This window comes from Streptomyces sp. NBC_00568, assembly GCF_026341855.1.
Lineage (GTDB): Bacteria > Actinomycetota > Actinomycetes > Streptomycetales > Streptomycetaceae > Streptomyces.
Map to the genome: position 1 here is coordinate 5,809,714 of NZ_JAPENW010000001.1, position 18,154 is coordinate 5,827,867.

14 protein-coding genes and 1 tRNA gene are annotated in these 18,154 nt (G+C 71.8%); 5 read left to right on the plus strand and 10 right to left on the minus strand.

What is annotated here, in order from left to right:
* Positions 1-208: 208 nt before the first annotated feature.
* Positions 209-736, minus strand: coding sequence for a gluconokinase (locus OOK38_RS25250; protein WP_266756904.1), 528 nt, complete (start codon positions 734-736; stop codon positions 209-211).
* Between the two features lie 130 nt (positions 737-866).
* Here OOK38_RS25250 and OOK38_RS25255 point away from each other — a divergent pair, with 130 nt between their 5' ends.
* Entirely contained in the window at positions 867-1,568 is a 702-nt protein-coding gene (locus tag OOK38_RS25255) for a FadR/GntR family transcriptional regulator (protein WP_266756902.1), read from the plus strand.
* Between the two features lie 100 nt (positions 1,569-1,668).
* Here the strand turns inward: OOK38_RS25255 and OOK38_RS25260 are convergent, their stop codons facing one another.
* The 6 genes from OOK38_RS25260 to OOK38_RS25285 all read right to left on the minus strand — a co-directional run bounded on the left by OOK38_RS25260 (position 1,669) and on the right by OOK38_RS25285 (position 10,360).
* Positions 1,669-2,043 (minus strand): YchJ family protein, encoded by a 375-nt coding sequence (locus tag OOK38_RS25260; RefSeq protein ID WP_266756900.1) that lies wholly within the window; start codon positions 2,041-2,043, stop codon positions 1,669-1,671.
* Positions 2,044-2,047: 4 nt separating this feature from the next.
* Positions 2,048-3,442, minus strand: coding sequence for a M1 family metallopeptidase (locus OOK38_RS25265; RefSeq protein ID WP_266756898.1), 1,395 nt, complete (start codon positions 3,440-3,442; stop codon positions 2,048-2,050).
* A gap of 73 nt (positions 3,443-3,515) precedes the next feature.
* The gene (locus OOK38_RS25270) at positions 3,516-7,391 is read right to left on the minus strand and encodes a Pls/PosA family non-ribosomal peptide synthetase (protein ID WP_266848844.1); all 3,876 of its coding nucleotides are present in this window, start codon (positions 7,389-7,391) and stop codon (positions 3,516-3,518) included.
* Between the two features lie 337 nt (positions 7,392-7,728).
* The gene (locus OOK38_RS25275; protein WP_266756894.1) at positions 7,729-8,700 is read right to left on the minus strand and encodes a polysaccharide deacetylase family protein; all 972 of its coding nucleotides are present in this window, start codon (positions 8,698-8,700) and stop codon (positions 7,729-7,731) included.
* Between the two features lie 33 nt (positions 8,701-8,733).
* Positions 8,734-9,657, minus strand: coding sequence for a glycoside hydrolase family 11 protein (locus tag OOK38_RS25280; protein WP_266765605.1), 924 nt, complete (start codon positions 9,655-9,657; stop codon positions 8,734-8,736).
* Positions 9,658-10,272: 615 nt separating this feature from the next.
* A tRNA-Leu gene (locus tag OOK38_RS25285) sits at positions 10,273-10,360 on the minus strand.
* A gap of 186 nt (positions 10,361-10,546) precedes the next feature.
* Between OOK38_RS25285 and OOK38_RS25290 the strand changes: the two genes are divergently transcribed.
* The 3 genes from OOK38_RS25290 to OOK38_RS25300 all read left to right on the plus strand — a co-directional run bounded on the left by OOK38_RS25290 (position 10,547) and on the right by OOK38_RS25300 (position 13,438).
* On the plus strand, positions 10,547-11,872 hold the full coding sequence (locus tag OOK38_RS25290) for a M20/M25/M40 family metallo-hydrolase (RefSeq protein ID WP_266756892.1): 1,326 nt from the start codon (positions 10,547-10,549) through the stop codon (positions 11,870-11,872).
* Between the two features lie 192 nt (positions 11,873-12,064).
* On the plus strand, positions 12,065-12,298 hold the full coding sequence (gene chpH / locus OOK38_RS25295) for a chaplin ChpH (protein ID WP_266756890.1): 234 nt from the start codon (positions 12,065-12,067) through the stop codon (positions 12,296-12,298).
* Between the two features lie 195 nt (positions 12,299-12,493).
* A complete protein-coding gene (locus OOK38_RS25300) occupies positions 12,494-13,438 on the plus strand; it encodes a chaplin family protein (RefSeq protein WP_266756888.1) in 945 nt (314 codons plus the stop codon).
* Between the two features lie 272 nt (positions 13,439-13,710).
* Here OOK38_RS25300 and OOK38_RS25305 read toward each other — a convergent pair whose 3' ends face one another.
* A complete protein-coding gene (locus OOK38_RS25305) occupies positions 13,711-13,899 on the minus strand; it encodes a DUF5703 family protein (protein WP_081223519.1) in 189 nt (62 codons plus the stop codon).
* A gap of 47 nt (positions 13,900-13,946) precedes the next feature.
* Between OOK38_RS25305 and OOK38_RS25310 the strand changes: the two genes are divergently transcribed.
* Positions 13,947-14,633: a hypothetical protein gene (locus OOK38_RS25310; protein WP_266756886.1), complete on the plus strand. Its 687-nt coding sequence runs from the start codon at positions 13,947-13,949 to the stop codon at positions 14,631-14,633.
* 101 nt (positions 14,634-14,734) lie between these two features.
* Here the strand turns inward: OOK38_RS25310 and OOK38_RS25315 are convergent, their stop codons facing one another.
* Positions 14,735-17,020 carry a helix-hairpin-helix domain-containing protein gene (locus OOK38_RS25315; RefSeq protein WP_266756884.1) on the minus strand — a complete coding sequence of 762 codons (2,286 nt, stop codon included), beginning with the start codon at positions 17,018-17,020 and terminating at the stop codon, positions 14,735-14,737.
* Entirely contained in the window at positions 17,017-18,000 is a 984-nt protein-coding gene (locus tag OOK38_RS25320) for an aldo/keto reductase (protein ID WP_266756882.1), read from the minus strand. Before OOK38_RS25320 ends, OOK38_RS25315 begins: the two co-directional genes overlap by 4 nt.
* Between the last annotated feature and the right edge of the window lie 154 nt (positions 18,001-18,154).

Below are 18,154 nucleotides of genomic sequence, written 5' to 3' on the forward strand. Positions count from 1 at the left end.
TGCTTGAGAAACGGACGCGGGGAAGGTGGTACGCGAAGAAGCGCCTTCCGGACGGAAGGCAGGGGTGAAGAAGCCGGGGGTGGAGAACGGGGTGGAGAAGACAGGGGGAGAGACGACACCGTCGCTTCGCGGGACGGGGCGTGACGGGTCGGCACGGTGAAGCGCGGGCGCTCGCGCCGGGGGACGGCGTTACCGCGAGGGCACGGCGCTACGGTCGGGGCGGGGCGAGACCGTCGAGCGCGGCCACGGCCCGTTCGGTGATCTCGTCGGGGCCGCCGGACACGTCCACACAGACCCCCGCCTCGTCCGCCGCCAGCGGCTGGAGCGTGGCGAACTGCGAGTCGAGGAGCGCGGTGGGCATGAAGTGCCCCTTGCGGTGCGACATCCGGTTCTCGATGAGTTCGCGGTCACCGGTGAGGTGGACGAAGACGACCCCGGGTGCCGCGGCCCGCAACCGGTCCCGGTAACTGCGCTTCAGCGCCGAGCTGCTGACCACACCCCCGAGCCCCGCCCGGTCGTGCGCCCACCGCCCGATGGAGTCCAGCCAGGGCAGGCGGTCCTCGTCGGTCAGCGGCGTCCCGGCCGTCATCTTGGCGATGTTGGCCTGCGGGTGGAAGTCGTCGCCCTCGGCGTACGGAACGCCGAGCCGGGCCGCCAGCAACGGACCGATGGTGGTCTTTCCGGTGCCTGCGACGCCCATGACCACGACGACATGGGAGGTGGGACTGTGCTGCATCGCGCTCTCGCTGTCTTCGTCGACATCTGATGTCGACGCCACTGAAACGTATTAGGTACGACGAATTCAAGAGTGTGTGACATATAAGTCTGACTTTTTGTTCTCGGCGTCATCCTCGTACGCTGGCCCCATGACCACACGGGGCCGGGGACTGCACGGACACGTACTGGAATCCCTCGGGCCGGCCATCACAGCGGGCGACTACCCACCGGGAAGCGTGCTGCGCACCGACGAACTCGCCCAGCGCTTCGAGGTGTCCCGCTCCGTGATGCGCGAGGCCGTCCGGGTGCTCGAATCGATGTACCTGGTCGAGTCCCGCCGCCGCGTCGGCGTGACGGTGCGCCCCAAGTCCGAGTGGAACGTCTACGACCCTCAGGTCATCCGCTGGCGGCTGGCCGGCGCCGACCGCCCCCACCAGCTCCGTTCGCTCACCGTGTTGCGCTCGGCGATCGAACCCGTCGCCGCGGGACTGGCCGCACGGCACGCCACCGCGGAGCAGTGCGCGGAGCTCACCGAGTGCGCGCTCGGCATGGTCGCCACCTCACGCGGGCAGCAGCTGGAGGGATACCTCGTCCACGACGTCGCCTTCCACCGGGTGATCCTCAACGCGTCGGGCAACGAGATGTTCGCCCGCCTCGGTGACGTCGTCGCGGAGGTGCTGTCCGGCCGGACCCATCACGAGGTCATGTTCGAGGACCCCGACCCCGCGGCCGTCACCCTGCACGTCCAGGTCGCCGAGGCCGTCCGCGAGGGCGACGCGCGCCGCGCCGAGCAGCTCACGCGCGAGATCACGGTCGGCGCGCTCCAGGAACTGGACATCCTGGCACCCTGACGGTCCGCGCACCCTGACGGTCCGCGCACTCAGACGGTCCGCGCACTCAGACGGTCCGCACACTCCGCGGTCCGCGCACCCCGCCGGTCCGCCCCGGCGGTCAGTCGAGGAACTCCCCGTCCACGTACACCCAGGCCCCGTCCACCCGCTCGAACCGGCTCCGCTCGTGCAGCGAGCCGCCCCGGTAGGAAGCCCGGAAGGTCACGGTCCCCGCGGTGTGGAACGCCGAGCCCTGACCCGTGTCCAGGATCTCCAGGCCGGTCCACCGCATCCCCGCGTCGAACTCCACCCGGGCCGGCCGCGTCCGCGGATGCCAGGTCCGCAGCAGATACCCCTCGTCCTCCTTCACGAAGGCGCAGTAGCGCGACCGCATGAGCGCCTCGGCATTCGGCGCCGCGGCCTCGCCGCGATGGAAGCGCCCGCAGCAGCGCGCGTACGGCTCGGAGAGCCCGCAAGGACAGGAACGGCTGGTCATCGCGTCATTCTCCCCGGACCCGCGCCGAGTCGGCGTTCGTGGGCGGATAGGCGGGCCGTGCCGGCATCTCCGGCGCGGGCGCGGGCAGCGGAGGCAGCGCCGTCTCGTACAGCCACTCCGCGAAGAGGTCGTCCAGGGGCTCGGCGGCGTAGCGCGAGACGTGCGAGGTGAAGGCGGACGTGGTGACCGCGCCGCCCCGGTGCAGGGTCGCCCAGCCGCGCAGCATGCGGAAGAACGCCTCGTCGCCCATCGCACAGCGGATCGCGTGCACCGTGAGCCCGCCGCGCTCGTAGAGCCGGTCGTCGAACATCAGCTTGCGTCCCGGGTCGGACAGCAGCAGGTCCTGCGGCAGCGCGGACAGCTTCCGGTGCGCCGCGGCGGCCAGCTGACGCGCCGGACGTCCGCCCGAGCGCTCCGACCACAGCCACTCGGCGTACTTGGCGAGCCCCTCGTTCAGCCAGATGTGCCGCCAGTCCGCGATCGACACGCTGTTGCCGAACCACTGGTGCGCCAGCTCGTGCGCGATCAGCCGCTCCGACCCCCGCGCCCCGTCGACATGGTTGGCGCCGAACAGCGAAAGACCCTGCGCCTCGACCGGGACGTCGAGCTCCTCCTCGGTCACCACCACCGCGTACTCGCCGAACGGATACGGCCCGAAGAGCCTCTCGAACAGCTCCATCATCGCGGGCTGCCGCGCGAAGTCCCGGGAGAACTCCGGGAGCAGTTGCGCGGGCAGATGCCCGGACTGGGGTACGCCCCCGAGGCCCGGGTCGCCGAGCAGCACCGTCTGGTACTTGCCGATCGACATGCCCACCAGATAGCTGGAGGTCGGCGCCGACTGCTCGTACACCCAGGTGGTCGTCGACGCCTTCGTCGTCCGCGTCAGCAGGCGCCCGCCCGCCACCACCGCGTACGAGGACGGCGTGGTGATCGAGATCTGGTAGGAGGCCTTGTCGGCCGGCCGGTCGTTGCACGGGTACCAGGACGGCGATCCGATCGGCTGGCTCGCCACCAGCGCCCCGTCCTCCAGCTCCTCCCAGCCGAGTCCGCCCCAGGGGCTGTTGACCGGCTTGGGGTTGCCCGACCAGTGCACCTCGACGGTGAACGCGGCACCGGCCCGGACCGGCTTCGGCGGACGGACCCGCAGCCTGCCGCCCCGGTGCGTGTAGTGCGGCGCCTTGCCGTCGACACGGATCCGGCCGATCCGGAAGTCGGCCAGGTTCAGCTGGAACTCGGTCAGCGCGGAGCGGCCCGCTATGGCGTTGATCCGCGCGGTGCCGGAGAGCCGGTTCGGGCCGGGGCGGTAGTCCAGCGCGAGCTCGTACCGGTGCGCCCGGTAACGGGCATCGCCGTTGGCCGGGAAATAGGGGTCCGGTCCCGCTGTCTGCTGAACGCTCACTGCTGCGACTGCTCCCTGCCCTGTGCTCGACGTACCGCTGTACCGCCCTTCGTATCCGACCGGGTCACGTCTTCTATGAACGCCAGGCCTCGATCGGATTGCCCAGCCAGCGGGTGTCGTCGGGAACGGACTCCGCCGCCATCACGAGCGACGCGGGACCCAGGGTGGAACGGGCCCCTACGGTGCTGCCGGGCAGGACGATTCCGCCCGGGCCCAGGGTGGCGCCCTCACGGAGGACCACAGTATCCGTCCGCAAGATCCGGTCGTGGAAGAGGTGGGTCTGCAGGACACAGCCCCGATTGACCGTCGCCGCGTCCCCGAGCGTCACCAGGTCCGTCTCGGGCAGCCAGTAACTCTCGACCCACGCGCCCCTGCCGATCCGGGCGCCCAGCCCGCGCAGCCACGCGGTCATCAGCGGCGTACCGGGCACGGATCCCGCCAGCCACGGCACGGCCACGACCTCCACGAACGTGTCGGCCAGCTCGTTGCGCCACACGAAACCGCTCCACAGCGGATGCTCACCGGCGCGGTGCCGGCCGACCAGCAGCCACTTCGCCACGATGGACACCAGGCACCCGAGCACGCCCACCGCGAGCAGCACGGCCCCCGAGAACACCCACGCCCACGGGCCCAGCGCACACAGCGCCGCGATCGTCAGCACGGCCAGCGCCGCCGAACAGAACACCGGCACGAGCCGGCACACCTCCACCAGACCGCGGGCCCACAGCAGCCGGGCCGGCGGGTCGTAGGTACGGCTCTGATCGCCGCCCTGCGCCGCACGCGGCAGTTTCATCGGCGGCAGCCCCAGATACGAGGTGCCCTTCTTCGCCTTCTTCGGCGTCGCCGACAGCACCCCGACCAGACCGCCGTCCGGCACACTGCGGCCCGGAGCGGTCATCCCGGAGTTGCCGAGGAACGCCCGGCGGCCGATCTCGGCCCGCCCGATGCGCATCCAGCCGCCCCCGAGCTCGTACGGCGCGGTCAGCGTGTCGTCGGCGAGGAACGCGCCCTCGCCGACCGTCGTCAGACTCGGCAGCGCGAGCACGGTCGACACCTCCGCGCCCCGGCCGATCCGCATCCCCAGCAGCCGCAGCCACACCGGCGTGATCAGCCCGGCGTACAGCGGGAACAGCACCTCCCGGGAGCGGTCCATCAGCTGGGTGACCGTCCACGCCTGCCAGCCGATCCGGCTGTGGGTCGGATGCGTGCCCTCCCGCAGCCCGAGGCTCAGCAGCCGTACGGAGACCAGGAGCAGCACCGCGTACGCGAGACCGAAGGCGAGCGTCGCCGGCACCAGGCCGAGCGCGGCACCGCGCAGCGCCTCACCGAGGCCCGCGTCCGCGCTCACGAACACCCGCGTCACGAGCAGCGCGGCGACGGAGGCCAGCACGGGCAGCGCGCTCAGCGCGAACCCGGTCGCGCCGTACATCGCCCGCCAGTACGTGCCACGCTGCGGCCTGTCCTTGGGCCATACGCGCTTGGCCTTGCCGAGCTTGACGGCGGGCGCGCCGGCCCAGCGCTGCCCGGTCGGAACCTGCCCCGCCACGGCGGAACCCGGCGCCACCTCGGCACGCTTGCCGACCCGGGCGCCCGGGAAGAGGATGCTGCGCGTCCCGACCACGGCACCGGCGCCCACCTTCACGGCGCCGATCTCCAGCCGGTCACCGTCCAGCCAGTACCCCGACAGGTCCACCTCGGACTCGACGGCGGCACCCCGGCCCAGCTTGAGCATGCCGGTCACCGGCGGCAGCGAGTGCAGATCCACGTCCTGGCCGACCCTGGCGCCCAGGGCACGGGCGTACCGCTCCAGCCAGGACCCGGTCAGCGACGTCGCGCCGCTGAACCCGGCGAGCCGCTCGGCCGTCCAGAGCCGCAGATGGACGCTCCCACCACGCGGATACCGGCCGGGCTTCACCCCGCGCAGCAGCAGCCGCGCACCGCCCGCGGCGACGGCGAGCCGTCCCGGCGGGCTGAAGAGGACGAGCGCACCGGCGCCCACCAGCCACCACGAGGTGCTAGGTGCCCACGGATACGGACCGAACCAGTGCAGTACGTTGCCGAGCGCGGCCAGCGCCACGGTCCAGCGCAGCCCGAGCAGGCTGAACAGCGGGACCAGCACGAGCAGCTGGACCAGCTTGGCGCGCAGCGGGACGGGCGCGATGATCCGCTCGGCGCCGTCGTCCTGGCGGGACTTCTCCAGGTGCCGGGCCAGCTTGCGCAGCACGGGCTGCTGATAGATGTCGAGCACGGCGGCGCTCGGATAGCGGGCGCGCAGTCTCGTGGTGAGCTGGGCGGCGGCGAGACTGCTGCCGCCGATCGCGAAGAAGTCGTCGGTGGAGCCGCCGACGGGGATGCCGAGGACCTCGCTCCACTGCTCGGCGAGCCAGGCCTCGGTGCCGTAGAGCTGCTCCTTGGCGCCACCCGCCTCCAGGCCCTCCAGCGGCCAGGGAAGCGCGTTCCGGTCGACCTTGCCGGACGTCCGGGTCGGCAGGTCCTCCACCGGGGCGATCAGCGGCACCAGAGCGGCGGGCAGTTCGGCGCGCAGCTTCTCGACGGCGGCCGCCTGGTCCCAGCCGTCCTGGGTGACGACATAGCCGACGAGGAGCTGGTTGCCGCCGCGCGCGGTCCGCACGGCGGCGGCGGCGCCCGCGACCCCGGGCAGCGCCTGGAGCGCAGCGTCCACCTCACCCAGCTCGATCCGGCGTCCGCCGAGCTTGATCTGCTCGTCGGCCCGCCCGAGGAAGATCAGCCCCACGGGTTCGGCCTTGACCAGGTCACCGCTGCGGTACGCCCGCTCCCAGCCCAGCGACTCGAGCGGCGCGTACTTCTCGGCGTCCTTCTCGGCGTCGAGGTAGCGGGCGAGTCCGACCCCGCCGATCACCAGCTGGCCGCTGCCGCCCATCGGCACCGGCTCGCCGGCCTCGTCGACGACGGCCAGCTCCCAGCCGTTGAGCGGCAGCCCGATCCGGATGGGCTCGTCCCCGGTCAGCAGCGCGGCACAGGTCACGACGGTCGCCTCGGTCGGCCCGTACGTGTTCCAGACCTCCCGCCCCTCGGTCACCAGCCGCTGCGTCAGCTCGGGCGGGCAGGCCTCGCCGCCGAAGATCAGCAGCCGGACCTCGTTGAGGGTCTCGGGCTCCCACAGGGCGGCGAGGGTGGGCACGGTGGAGACGACGGTGATCTCCTGCTCGACCAGCCAGGGCCCGAGGTCGGCGCCGCTGCGCACCTGGGAGCGCGGCACGGGCACCAGGCAGGCGCCGTACCGCCAGGCCAGCCACATCTCCTCGCAGGAGGCGTCGAAGGCGACGGAGAGGCCCGCCATGACCCGGTCGCTGGGGCCGATCGGCTCCTCGGTCAGGAAGAGCCCGGCCTCCGCGTCGACGAAGGCGGCGGCGCTGCGGTGGCTCACGGCCACGCCCTTGGGCTTGCCGGTGGAACCGGAGGTGAAGATGATCCACGCGTCGTGCTCGACGCCGGGCCGCCCCGCGGGAACCTCGGAGCGGCCGTCGACGGTCAGCTCGTGCCCGGCGCCGACGACCGCGCGCACCCCGGCCTCGCCGAAGACCAGCTCGGCCCGCTCGTCGGGGTCCTCGGCGTCCACCGGAACATAGGCGGCACCGGCCGCGAGGACCCCGAGGATCGCCACGTACAGCTCGTTCGTGCCGGACGGGACCCGCACGCCGACGCGGTCTCCGAGACCGACCCCGGCCTCCGCGAGCCGCCACCGCATGGCCTCGACCTCGGCGGCCAGGGCGCGGTAGGTGAGGGCACGCCGGCCGTCGTCGAGAGCGGGCTCGTCGGGGTACGCCCGAACGGAGGCGTCGAGGATGTCGACGAGCGTGCGCGGCGAGGCGGCCGAGGAGGCGGAGAAGCGAGCCTGGTCACCGAACTCCGCACGCACCTCGTCGTCGGACAACGCGAGTGCGGGGCCTTGCTGGAGGGCTGCCATCGGGTCCTCACGTGTTGTTCCCGGAACGTCCGGGGAGCCGGTGGGCCCGCAGGTACGCCTGGGGATATTCCGGTCCAGCTCCAAACAAGCCTGGAATTTTAGTACGACGCTAGCCTCGGACCTGGTAATCAGCGATGCGAGGCCCGCTCGGCGGGCGCCGGAATCATGGAGTCCGGTGCTCCGACCTGGGGGTATGTCAGCGTGACGAGATCTGCCCCACATCTGTCCGTAACCTGCCGATCACAACGAGCGAGGGCCGCGACCTCATGGCCGCGGCCCTCGCCGTTCCAGGTGGAGCACCACGGACGCGCCGTTCTTCGACGTGTTCCCGCCGGGGTCAGTTCGTGCTGCAGGAGACGGTCGGCCAGGTCCAGTTGCCGTTGGTCTGGATGGTGACCCCGAAGTTGTTGCCGCTGCCGTTGGGTTTGGCGGTCAGCACTTGGGCGCTGGGGTAGGAGGCGCTGATGTTCCAGGTGGAGAGGACCTTCGCGGGGGACGGGATGTTCATCGTGACGGTCCAGTTGCTGGAGCCGGTGACGGCGACGTTGAGGTTGTAGCGGTCGCTCCACTGCTGGCCGGCGGACAGCGTGGCGGTGCATGCGCCACCGCCACCGCCGCCACCGTCGGGGGCCACGGCGCGGCCGGTCTGCGGAGAGATCATCCCGGCACACAGGTTGCGGGCGGCCAGTCCCTGCGCGATGCGCGGGATCGCGGCGAGGGTGTTGGCCGGCCAGTCGTGCATGAGGATGACCTGGCCGTTGGTGAGCCGGCCGGCGGCCTGCACGATCGCGTCCGTGCTCGCGCCGTTCCAGTCCTGCGAGTCGACGTCCCAGATGATCTCGGTCAGGCCGTACTTGGCCTCGACCGACCTCACCGTCGCGTTGGTCTCGCCGTACGGCGGGCGGAACAGTTTCGGCGTGCCGCCGCCCGCGCCGGCGATGGCCTGCTGGGTCCGGGAGATCTCCGAGTCGATCTGGGCCTGGCTCTGCTGGGTCAGATGCGGGTGGGTGTAGCTGTGGTTGCCCACCCACATGCCTGCGTCGACCTGGGCCCGCACCTGGGCCGGGTTCCCGGCGGCGTACTGGCCCTGGTTGAACATCGTGGCCCGCAGCCCGTTCTGCTTGAGCGCGGTGAGCAGATTCGCCGTGGTGCTGGACGGGCCGTCGTCGAAGGTGAGCCCGACATACCCGTTGCAGGTCGCGGCCTGCGCCGGACGGGCGTCGAAGGCGAGGGTGCTCGCGGCGGCCGTCGCCACGACGGCCAGTCCCGTGATCAGGGAGCGTAAGGATCGAACCGGTCTGGTTCTCATGCGAAGGGGTCCTCCGGCTTCAGGGTGCGGGGGTCAGTTCGTGCTGCAGGAGACGGTCGGCCAGGTCCAGTTGCCGTTGGTCTGGATGGTGACCCCGAAGTTGTTGCCGCTGCCGTTGGGTTTGGCGGTCAGCACTTGGGCGCTGGGGTAGGAGGCGCTGATGTTCCAGGTGGAGAGGACCTTCGCGGGGGACGGGATGTTCATCGTGACGGTCCAGTTGCTGGAGCCGGTGACGGCGACGTTGAGGTTGTAGCGGTCGCTCCACTGCTGGCCCGCGGACAGGGCCGCGCTGCATCCGCCACCACCACCACCACCGCCACCGCCCGAACCGGTGTCACCCACCGTGATGTTGGAGTTCCCGCTGCTCTGGTATCCCTCGGTGGCGAGGATCATGTAGTAGTTGAAGCTGCCCAGGGGCATACCGGCGCGGGCCCAGGCGTCGAAGTGGTTGCCGGTGGTGATGGTTCCACCCGTCCTCTTCGACTGCCGGACGCTCCAGTACTGGTCGAAGGTGCGCGTGCCCTCGACCGAGGGGGCGTTGGTCCGCGTCGTCTTGTAGATGTCGTACGTACCGCCGTCGCTGGTGACCGTGCCCTTGAACGTTCCGGTGGGCCGGTAGGTGCCCCAGTTGTCGACGATGTAGTACTCCACGAGCGGGTTCGACGTCCATCCGTAGAGAGCCAGGTAGGCGTTGCCGGACGGGTTGAAGGTGCCCGAGTAGGTCACACTCCTGCGTCCGCCGTTGCTCCAGCCCTTGCCGGCGACGAAGTTCCCGGTGTTGCTCCATGAGGTGCTGTAGTTGCCGGTGGAGCCCAGGTTCATCGAGACCGTGCCCGGTGAGTCGGTCCAGAACGAGTAGTAGTAGCCGTTGTCGGTACCGGTCTGGTTCGAGGTGACGACCGTGTCGGCATGGGCGGTGCCGGGCAGGGTCAGCGCGGCCAGGGCGACCAGCAGCATGGTGCAGACACCACTGATGAGCAGCCGGAAGTGGCTGAGCGCCCCGAAGCGACCGCTGCTGCGGCTCGACGGGTGTGCGGGTGCGTCGATCATCTGCGTGTTTCCTCCTCGTTCTCGTGGACCGGTGGGGGCCGGGCGGCGTGACACGGTTCTGGAGGGACTTCGCGAGGTCGCGGAACGGGCGTGAGCTGACCGCGCATCGGCATCGCGCGACCCGGCCGGGCTTGAGCTCTGTGAATCGCGAACAGTGTTGATCTGGCCCTGTCAACTGTCAATACTTTCGACTGTGCTGCCGAAACATTCGTCCAGGTGGGTGACCCTGCGGCTGAGGTTTTGCCTGTTACAGGTCCCGTCCATGGCCTCTTCGGGCGAGACGGATCGTCGACTAGGTGCCGCTCAAGATCAAATGGAAGCTCAATTCTTCGAAAGTTTCGAAGGGTTTCCGGATCGGCCTCGAGGAGCGGGGAGCGGGGATCGCCGAATGGGGAGGGTGGGATCGATGCGGGCCCCTGGGCGATGCAGGGGGCATCGCGTGGCCGGTCGCCCGCGGCCCGGAAAGCGCCCCGGAAAGCGGCCCGGAAACGCGGAAGACCCCACACGAAGTGGGGTCTCAGCTGGTGTCCGAGGGGGGACTTGAACCCCCACGCCCGATAAAGGGCACTAGCACCTCAAGCTAGCGCGTCTGCCATTCCGCCACCCGGACAAGGTGTCTGTCGCGCGGGTTTCCCTCGCGGCGACAGAGGAAACATTACCAGGCTTTCGAGGGCTCCCGATCACCCCCCGTCGCCGCGTGAACGGCGTGTGACGGGCCGGGTCCTGCCTTGGGGAGGAGAGGGGGTCGGAGGGAGGATGAGGGGGACCACCAGCGGCGACAGTGGGAGGAAGCAGCGTGAGCGAGAGCGGCACGACCAGGAGCGTCACGGGCGAGGACGAGGTTGTGGACCTCTGTCGTGAGCTGATCCGGATCGACACCAGCAACTACGGGGACCACTCGGGCCCGGGCGAGCGCAAGGCCGCGGAGTACGTCGCCGAGAAGCTCGCCGAGGTCGGACTCGAGCCACGCATCTTCGAGTCGCACAAGGGGCGCGCCTCCACGGTGGCCCGCATCGAGGGCGAGGACCCCTCGCGGCCCGCGCTGCTCATTCACGGCCACACCGACGTCGTACCGGCCAACGCGATGGACTGGACCCATCACCCCTTCTCCGGCGAGATCGCCGACGGGATGGTGTGGGGCCGCGGCGCGGTCGACATGAAGGACATGGACGCCATGACGCTGGCGGTCGTACGGGAGCGGATGCGCACCGGCCGCAAGCCCCCGCGCGACATCGTCCTCGCCTTCCTCGCCGACGAGGAGGCGGGCGGTACGTGGGGCGCCCGGCACCTGGTCGACAAGCACCCGGACCTCTTCGAGGGCGTCACGGAGGCGATCGGCGAGGTCGGCGGGTTCTCCTTCACGGTCAACGAGAAGCTGCGGCTGTACCTCGTCGAGACCGCGCAGAAGGGCATGCACTGGATGAAGCTGACCGTGGACGGCACCGCCGGACACGGTTCGATGATCCACAAGGACAACGCGATCACCGAGCTGTCCGAGGCCGTCGGGCGGCTCGGCCGGCACAAGTTCCCGGTGCGCGTGACGAAGACCCTGCGGCACTTCCTCGACGAGCTCGGCGACGCCCTCGGCACCGAACTCGACCCGGAGAACATGGACGAGACGCTCGCCAGGCTCGGCGGCATCGCCAAGCTCATCGGCGCCTCGCTGCAGAACACCGCCAACCCGACCCAGCTGGGCGCCGGTTACAAGGTCAACGTGATTCCGGGGCAGGCCACGGCCCACGTCGACGGCCGCTACCTGCCGGGCTACGAGGAGGAGTTCCTCGCCGACCTCGACCGCATTCTCGGTCCCCGGGTGAAGCGCGAGGACGTGCACGCGGACAAGGCCCTGGAGACCGGCTTCGACGGCGCCCTCGTCGACGCCATGCAGACCGCGCTCTCCGCCGAGGACCCGATCGCGCGCGCCGTTCCGTACATGCTCTCGGCCGGCACCGACGCCAAGTCCTTCGCCGACCTCGGCATCCGCTGCTTCGGGTTCGCCCCGCTGAAGCTGCCGCCGGAGCTGGACTTCGCGGGCATGTTCCACGGTGTCGACGAGCGGGTGCCGGTCGACGCGCTCCAGTTCGGCGTGCGCGTACTCGACCGTTTCATCGACGCGTCGTGACGCGTCGCCGACGGTTCTTCCTGGCGCCGGACCGGGGAGTTGCGGGCGGTTGACGCCGAGATTCGCCCGCGCGTGCGGAGATCGCCCGGGACGGGTGAATGCGACCATAAGCCCATAGCCCTACTACTCCCTCCTCGTTACAGGTGTTGCGATCCGCTGCTTGGGGATCGCATTTGCCAACAAGGAGGAATAATGATCAAGAAGGTCGTCGCTGCTGCGGCTGCCACTGGTGGTCTGGTTCTCGCGGGTGCGGGCCTGGCCGTCGCCGACTCGGGTGCTCAGGGTGCCGCTGTGCACTCTCCGGGCGTCGCGTCCGGCAACGTCATCCAGGTGCCTGTTCACATCCCGGTGAACGTTTGCGGCAACACGGTCTCCGTGATCGGGCTGCTCAACCCCGCCTTCGGCAACGCCTGCCTCAACAAGTGACGTTGTGCCTCGTCCCATGAGGGGAGCACCCCCATGGGCCACCTCATGAGGGTCACTTCGTGAGGGTCTGAACTCGTCGGCCCCGGAGTGCGCGCCATGCGCTCCGGGGCCGACCGGCTTTCCGCGTACCCGTCCGCCGGGCGGGTGCGTGTTCCGGATGGTCCACGTCCCAAGGACTAAGGCAGGGATACAGCTATGCGACAGGTCACCCGCAAAGGCCTGATGACCGTGGCCGCGGCCAGTGGTGTGCTCGCGGTCACCGGCGTCTCCGCGCACGCCGACTCGGGTGCGATCGGCTCCGCGTCGGACTCGCCCGGCGTGCTGTCGGGCAACACGGTGCAGGCGCCGGTGCACGCGCCGGTCAACGCCTGCGGCAACACCGTGAGCGTGGTCGGGGTGCTCAACCCCGCCATGGGCAACACCTGTGTCAACCACGGCGGCCGAGGCGGCAAGCCCGGCGGCCACGGCAGCACGGGCTCCCGTCAGGGCGGCGGTTCCCGGGCCGGCGGTCACGCCGCTCACTCGCCGGGTGTGGGTTCCGGCAACCACGTACAGGTGCCGGTCGACGCCCCGGTCAATGTCTGCGGCAACAGCGTGAACGTCGTGGGGATCGGCAACGCGGCAGCGGGCGACAGCTGCGCGAACGGCGCGTCCGGCGGCGGTCACTCCACCACCCCGCCCGGCAGCCACCCGGGTCACCCCGGCCACCCCGGTCAGCCGGGCCACCCCGGTCAGCCGGGCCACCCCGGTCAGCCGGGTCACTCTGGTCATCCCGGGACTCCGGGCCACCCGGGTCAGCCCGGTCACCCCGGTCACCCGGGTCAGCCCGGAACCCCCGGCCACCCGGGTCAGCCCGGCCACCCCGGAACCCCCGGTCACCCGGGCCAGGCCGGTAACCCGGGTACGCCCGGGCACCCCGGCCAGGGTGGCACGTCGGGCTCGGGCGGCGGCAAGCACCGCGGCGCCGCCTCGCAGGTCGAGCAGCTGGGCTCGCGGTCCGTCGCGCGGACCACTCCGGGCGGCGCGGCCGAGCTCGCCCACACGGGCAGCGAGCTGCCGCTCGGCGCGGTCGTACCGGCGGGAGCCGCCGCGCTCCTGGCCGGCGCCGTGCTCTACCGCCGGTCGCGTTCGGCGGCCTGACACCACAGGTCCGGCCCGGCCTGATCCGGCCTGACCCGGTCCGGTCCGGCCCCGTCGGGCCGGGCCGAACCGATGCCGGCATCGGCGCGATAGATCACACGGGCGGGTGACAGCACGGACACGACCGGTACTGCGCGGGGGTGATCCGGTGCGGCGCAGGCGTGATCATCGCGCGGCACCGGTGTGACCGAGGCGCCACGACCTTCCCCCGTGGCGTGCGCGACGGAACGGGCCCCGCGACGGCGGGCCCGCTCCGGTTCAGCGGGCTTCCGTCACCACGTGGCGCGTACCTGTCGAATGATCCTCCGGCGCAACCGCACCCTGCGGCTCCCGTCGCGCAGCAGGCTCAGGCGGTCCAACTCCCAGTGTCCGTACTCGGCATGGTCCGTCAGCAGTCGTGTCGTCTCCTTGCGGGAGACCCCGCGAGGCACGTACACGTCGACAAATTCGTATTCCGGCATCGCATCTATTGTGCGGGCAGAGGCCAGGTACGGATAGCGTCTGCACTATGTCTGATGCTGTGCAGCCCACCGCTGCCGAGGTACGCGCCGCCGCCGAGGCGGTCAAGACCGCTCTCGACCGCCACCTGGCCGCGGTAGAGCGCAGGACGGGCGATGACGACCCGGCCGTATACGAGGCGTTCAACGAGCTCGCCGCGGCGGCCGAGGAGTACGACGAGCTCCTCTACGACCGCTATGACGAGGTCACGCCCTTCGAGATCCCCGGCAGTGACGACACGCTGCCCCCGTACACCGGACCCGAGGAGCCGAACGCGCTGAGCGTGGTGATCCGCCGGGACTACGCGGTGGTGGAGCCGCAGCGACTGCTGGCGCAGGCTCAGCGAGTGGAGGCCGTGGAGGAGGACGGCGCGACCGCCACCGAGGGCTTCGACGCGGCGGCCGGCACCGTTCACGGAGCGCTCGGGGTCCTGTTCGGCGAGTTCGAGCCGGACGAGATCGCTTCCCGGCACAAGGAATTCGGGCTGGAGGAGGGCGACTCCACGCTCTGGGTGACCGCCGCGGACGAACCGGCCGATCCTGGGGAATGGCTGGAGGCACCCTTCGAGTCGATCGACCCGCAGCGCGTCGTCTGCCGCTTCGACGTCAGCGCGGTCTTCGACGACGAGTCGGACGACGAGGACCTGGACGACCTCGGCTCCGACGAGCAGACCGACCCCCAGGACGCGGATCGCTGACGCCGCCCTGGCACCAACGGCTCACACGGGTGGCGGCCACCGCGATGCGGTGGCCGCCACCCGTGTGTTCACGCACCGAGACCGTGCGACACCGGCGGTGATCAGCCCGCGGCCGGTGCCTGCGGCTTCAGCAGGGCCGGCAGCCGTGTGGTGCGCGGCTTCTGCGGAACCTCCGCCACGGCGTGCGGCAGGGCCTGCTCCACCCCGTGCACGACCGAGAGGTGACGCTCGGCCCGGCCGAAGGCCGTGTAGACCCACGGCCGCGTCAGGGCCGCCGCGGCGTCGCCCGGGAGCACCACGACAGCGGCGGGCCAGCGCAGTCCGACCGCCTGGTGCGCGGTGAGCGCCCAGCCGTGCCGCACGGCCTGCTCCACCCGCTCCTTCGGTACGACGACGGGGGTGCCCGAGCACTCCAGATGCAGCCCCTCGGCGTCGGCCTTCACCACATGGCCCGGCAGCGTACGACCCGGTGCGGGGGAGTAGGCGATCCGGTCGCCGGGGTCGAAGCCGCCGAACCGGCCCGGGCCGGGGTTCAGCCGCTCCTTGAGCGCGGTGTTCAGCGCGCGGGTGCCGACCGCGCCGCCGTGCCCCGGGGTGATCACCTGTGTCTGTTCGGCCGGGATGCCGATCGCGCGCGGCACCGAGTCCGCGACCAGCTGCACGGTCCGGTGGACCGCCTCGCCGGCGTCGCGCACCGGGACGATCACGACCTCCTTGCCGGGCGCCTCGACCTGGTTGAGCTCTCCGATGCCGACCCCGGAGACCAGCTCGCCGATGGGCCCGGGGTCAGGGGTCCGCGAGGCCACCTGCGGGCAGGCGCGGGCGGCGATCAGGTCCGCGAAGACCCGGCCGGGGCCCGCCGACCAGAGCACGCCCGGATCGCCGCTCAGCACCAGGCGCGCCCCGTCCGGCAGCGACTCGGCGAGCATCGCCGCCGTCTCCACGTCGAGCTGCGGCGCGTCGAGGACGACCAGGACGTCCAGGTCCAGGGCGCCGTCCGCGTCCCGGCCCGGGCCCTCGGCGCCGGAGAGGAGTCCGCCGACGGTGGTGACGCCGGTCGCCGTGCCGTCCGCGGGGCCGTCCGGCAGGTCGTGCCGGGCCAGTTCGGCCGTGAAGCCGTCGCGGCCGCCGTGGGTGTGCGTGGCGGCCCAGCCGCGCAGGCCGAGCGCTCGCGCCGCGTGCAGCAGCGCAGCCGTCTCGGAGCGGGAGGCGTCGCCGCCGGTGTGCAGCACCAGCCCGTGAGCGGCGACCGCGCGGATCAGCTCCCCGGCGGAGCGGGGGGCCGCGGCCGCGGCCTGCTCCCAGTCGGCGGCCGAACCGTCCTCCTTCGGCACCGAGTTCATCACCCGGGCGAGCGCGTCGGCGAGGCTCTCCTCGGCCAGCGCGTACCGCTCCAGGCCGATCAGGACGCGCACCGGGCGCTCCTGCGGCTCCTCCGTGTCGTCCTGCGGCGCCGGGGCAGGCGTGTCCAGCACGTCCTGGAAGACCAGGGCCTCGCCCTCCGCGAGAGCGCTCTGCACGGCCGCGTCCGGGTCCGGCACCGAGCGCTGGGAGAGCGCCGCGGTGAGCGCCGGGGCCTCCAGGGCGGTGTGTCCGGCGACGGCCGCCTGCTCCAGGAGCCACACGGTCAGCGCGCGGCCACGACGTTCGTCGTCCGGCCCGCACTCCGCGCCGAGCAGGGCCCGGGCGAACCCGTCGGCCTGCTCGGGCCGCACCCCGGCGACCCGCAGCAACTGCCAGGGGTCCTCGCGCAGTTGCTCGTCGGCACCGTCGCCCAGGGCCGCGACGACCTGTGCCGCGAGCGCTTCGGGCGCGCCGCCCTCGGTCAGCACGGCGCGGACGGCCCCGACGGCTTCGGGCGCGGCGGTCGGCACCGGTGCGGCCGCTGCGGCCACGGGCTGCGGTCGCCGCACGGGCTCCTGCGCGGCCCTGCGCGGCGCGGGCTCGGGCTCGCGGAAGGCGGTGGCCACGGGCTTCTCGCCGCTCTCCACGGCCCGCACCGCCGCGAGGAGGTCCGCGGCCGTGCCGCTGAGCTTGGCCCCGGCCGTGATCGGCGCCTGCTTCTCGGCCTTCCGCCGCTCGATCCGCTCCCGCTCCAGGCGCTGGGCCGCCAGCTCGGCGGCTGCCTCGGACAGCTGGGCGGCGCCTTCGGCGGACTCGGTCCCCGCGGCGGCCTCCGTACCGGCGGCGGCCTCCGCGTCCGTGCCCGCGTCTGTGTCACCGTCCCCGTCCGCGGCCGTGCCCTCTTCCTCGGAGGCCTCCCCGCCCTCGGAGTGCGCGTCCGCGTGGTCCACGTCCTCGCCCGTGCTCTCCGGGGCGTCGGCGGCCGTGTCCGCGCCCGGCGCCCCCGGCTCCGCTTCCTCCGTGGTCTCGGGCTCCGTGCTCACAGCGTGCTCCAGTCGTGATCGGGATAGTGGTGCACCGGGGCCGACACATCGTCGAGCGCCCGGCAGATCTCGTCAGGAAGACTAAGGCTCTCCACTGACAACGCGGCCGTGAGCTGCTGCGCGTTGCGCGCGCCGACGATGGGGGCGCTGACCCCGGGCCGGTCGCGGACCCATGCGAGCGCCACCTGGAGCGCCGTCACGGCGAGCCCGTCCGCCGCGGTCGTCACCGCCTCCACGATGCTGCTCGCCGTGTCGTCGAGATAGGGCGCGACGAACGGCGCGAGGTGTTCGGAGCCGCCACGGGAGTCGGCCGGCGTCCCGTTGCGGTACTTGCCGGTGAGTACCCCGCGCCCCAGCGGCGAGGAGGGCAGCAGACCGATGCCCAGGTCGAGGGCGGCCGGCAGCACCTCCCGCTCGATGCCGCGCTGGAGCAGGGAGTACTCCATCTGCGTACTGGCCAGGCGAGTGCGTATGCCGGGAGCCGCGAGCTGCCAGGTGGCGGCCTTGGCGAGCTGCCAGCCGCAGAAGTTGGACACGCCCGCGTAGCGCGCGCGCCCGCTGCTGACGGCCAGGTCGAGGGCCTGGAGGGTCTCGTCCAGGGGCGTGTCGGGGTCGTAGGCGTGGACGTGCCACACGTCCACGTAGTCCGTGCCCAGGCGGGCGAGCGAGGCGTCCAGGGCCGCAAGCAGGTGGCTGCGCGAGCCGTCGAAGCGGCGGTCCGGGTCGCGCACGCTCCCCGCCTTCGTCGAGATGACCAGGTCCCGGCGCGGCACGAGCCCTTCCATGAGGCGTCCGAGGAGGTACTCGGCCTCCCCGTCGCCGTACACGTCCGCGGTGTCCACGAGGGTCCCGCCCGCTTCCCAGAACGTCTTCAAGAGGTCCGCCGCGTCATGCTCGTCGGTGTCCCGCCCCCATGTGAGGGTGCCGAGTCCGATCCGGGACACACGCAGGCCGGTACGGCCGAGATGCCTCTGCTCCATGGACGCCGAGATTACTGTCCGACACCGGCCCCGTGGGGGCCTGTGGACAACCGAAGTTCCATGGATTGCCGCACGTGACGACCGGTGACGCCGGGCAGCGGCCGGGACCCGCGTACACGGTCGGACACGAGGGGCCGCGCCGGGCGGCGTGCCG